Source organism: Nocardioides sp. (genome assembly GCF_035576065.1).
GTDB lineage: Bacteria > Actinomycetota > Actinomycetes > Propionibacteriales > Nocardioidaceae > Nocardioides.
The window spans coordinates 1-2,225 of record NZ_DATLWX010000004.1 but is presented as its reverse complement, the minus strand read 5'-3'; the positions used below and the strand labels follow the sequence as shown (position 1 = coordinate 2,225).

The 2,225-nt window shown below is 69.7% G+C and carries 5 protein-coding genes; all 5 read left to right on the top strand.

Translation table 11 applies throughout. From position 1 onward, the window contains the following. Positions 1-143 precede the first annotated feature (143 nt). Entirely contained in the window at positions 144-659 is a 516-nt protein-coding gene (locus tag VNJ48_RS01525; protein WP_325598409.1) for a hypothetical protein, read from the top strand. A gap of 17 nt (positions 660-676) precedes the next feature. Continuing rightward, entirely contained in the window at positions 677-964 is a 288-nt protein-coding gene (locus VNJ48_RS01520) for a hypothetical protein (RefSeq protein WP_325598407.1), read from the top strand. A gap of 2 nt (positions 965-966) precedes the next feature. Beyond that, complete coding sequence (locus VNJ48_RS01515) at positions 967-1,254, top strand: hypothetical protein (RefSeq protein WP_325598406.1); 288 nt, start codon at positions 967-969, stop codon at positions 1,252-1,254. 46 nt (positions 1,255-1,300) lie between these two features. Next, a complete protein-coding gene (locus VNJ48_RS01510; RefSeq protein ID WP_325598404.1) occupies positions 1,301-1,876 on the top strand; it encodes a hypothetical protein in 576 nt (191 codons plus the stop codon). Further along, positions 1,873-2,225, top strand: a 353-nt coding sequence (locus tag VNJ48_RS01505) for a hypothetical protein (RefSeq protein WP_325598402.1), incomplete at its 3' end; no start/stop codon positions are given. The genes VNJ48_RS01510 and VNJ48_RS01505, both read left to right, overlap by 4 nt.

Below are 2,225 nucleotides of genomic sequence, written 5' to 3'. Positions count from 1 at the left end.
TTGCGCAGAAGACCGCCGCCGGCCGTGAGGCGATCAACGTCACCGTCCCGTTCACCGACACGCTGCGGGTGTCGTGGACGCTCGCCGGCACGACGCCGTCGGTGACGTTCTCGGTGTCCGTCTACTCCGAGGGGTAGGCGGTCGTGGTCCTGACCGCCGGGGCGATGCGGCAGCACCTCGACCTCGGCACCGACACCAGCCAGGACGCACGGCTGGCCGAGTACGAGGCTGCCGCTGTCGAGCTCGTCAACAAGCGCATCGGACCGGTCCTGCCCCGGGCCGAGGTCGACATGGCGACATGGAACGGCCCGTCCCTTGTGCTGCGGCACTCGCCGGTCATCTCCGTCCAGTCCATCACCTCGGGCGGCACGCCTGTTTCGAGCAGCCAGTTCCGGCTCGACGGACCCGCGGGCATCCTGCGCGCCAACGGCTCGCTGCACGGCCCTGTCGAGGTGAACTACACCGCCGGCTACGCCTTCGTGCCCGAGCTCGTCCGGCAAGTACTCCTCGACCTCGTTCGCGTCCGCTACGAGTCGCGTGCCGGCGCACTCCCCGTCGAGGTCGCCGAGGAGCAGGACCTGCCGCGCGCATTCCCACCCGACGACGAGGCCATCCTCGCCCGACTCACCCCGTACCGCCGCGGCCCGCGCGTCGACTGACCAGCAAGGAGACCGACATGACCGAGCCCACCTTCATCGCCACCGAGCCGCTGTTCATCGGCACCGCCCGAGCCCACAACGCGGGCGACCGGGTGCCGGCCGAGAACGTCGAGCGCCACGGATGGCAGGACCAGGTCGCCCGCGAGGGCACCAAGGCCGCCGGCGCCGCGGCCCCCTTCGACCCGACCGGCAAGACCGTCGCCGACGTGCAGGCCTACCTGGCCGACGCCGACGAGGGCGAGACCACCCGGGTCCTCGACCTCGAGCGCGCCGGAGCTGCACGCGTCACCCTGCTCGGCCAGTAGCCGTGGCCGGCGGCTTCCGGCTCGAGCTGGACCAGGATGCCATCGACGACCTCGCCTACGACGCCGCGGCCGTCGAGCTCGTCCTCGAAGCCGGTGACGCCGTCGCGAAGATCGCCCGTCGGCTCGCCCCGAAGCGCACCGGCGCAGGTGCCGCGTCCATCCATGCCCGCGCGTCGAAAGACGCGGACGGCGCCTACGCCGAGGTGTCGTGGGACAAGGCGCACGAGTACATGCGGTTCTCGAACAGCCACTTCCTCGAGCCTGCGCTGCGCGAAGCACGCCTCGACTGACCTCGCCCCACCCGGTCCACCCTGACGTCCTGGAGAGGACACCGTCATGCCCACCACCCCACGCGGCAACGCGTCGCGCGTCATCCACGGCCTCGGCCCCGGCCAGGTGCGGATCGCCTCGATCGGCAGTGCTGAGCCGATCGACCTCGTGACCGCCTGGCCATCGGCCTGGGTCAACCTCGGCTACACAGAGGAGGGCAGCGAGTGGTCCTACGAGCTCAAGACCGATGCCGTCGAGGTCGCTGAGGAAGTTGAGCGAATCTCCACCGTCATCACCGGGCGGGACATCAAGGTCGGGTTCGCCTCGGCCGAGCCGACGGTCGAGAACCTCAAGACCGCGCTGAACGGCGGAACAATCGTCATTGACCCGGCGACGGTGCCGCAGTTTGTCACGTTCGAGCCGCCGGACCTCGGGACCGAGCTGCGCGTGATGGTCGGCTTCGAGAGTGAGGATGCCAAGCTTCGGCAGGTGTGGCGGCAGTGCCTCCAGACCGGCTCGCTCAAGGTCCAGCGCCGCAAGGGTTCCAACAAGGCGACGCTGCCGATGGAGTTCGATGTCGAGAAGCCCTCGGCCGGCGGGAAGCCGTTCAAGATCATCCAGGCGAGGACTCTGAGCCTGTGAGCCGCAGCTACCAGTCGGCCAAGCGTGCCCACCTCGGCAAGCCCCTGACCTTCGAGATCGATGGGGTCAGCTTCTCCTGCTCGCAGGACATCAGCGTGCTGGACTTCTCCGAGCTCGCGTCCTACGCCGACCTCGACGCCTCCTCCGCAGAGGGCATCGCCGCGCTGCAAGCGTTCTTCACCATCATGCTCGGCCCCGCGCAGTACCGCCGCTTCCGGCGGCACTGCGCGACGCACCGCACCGACGACGACACGATCGTCGACATCATGGGCGACCTCGCCGAGGACTTCCTCGGCCGCCCTACTGGGGCGCCGCAGAGCTCGCCCAGTTCGCCGTCGGCAACTGGGAG

Coding starts and splice junctions, on each gene's coding strand:
- VNJ48_RS01520 (WP_325598407.1), top strand. CDS start 677: ATGACCGAGCCCACCTTCATCGCCACCGAGCCGCTGTTCATCGGCACC.
- VNJ48_RS01510 (WP_325598404.1), top strand. CDS start 1,301: ATGCCCACCACCCCACGCGGCAACGCGTCGCGCGTCATCCACGGCCTC.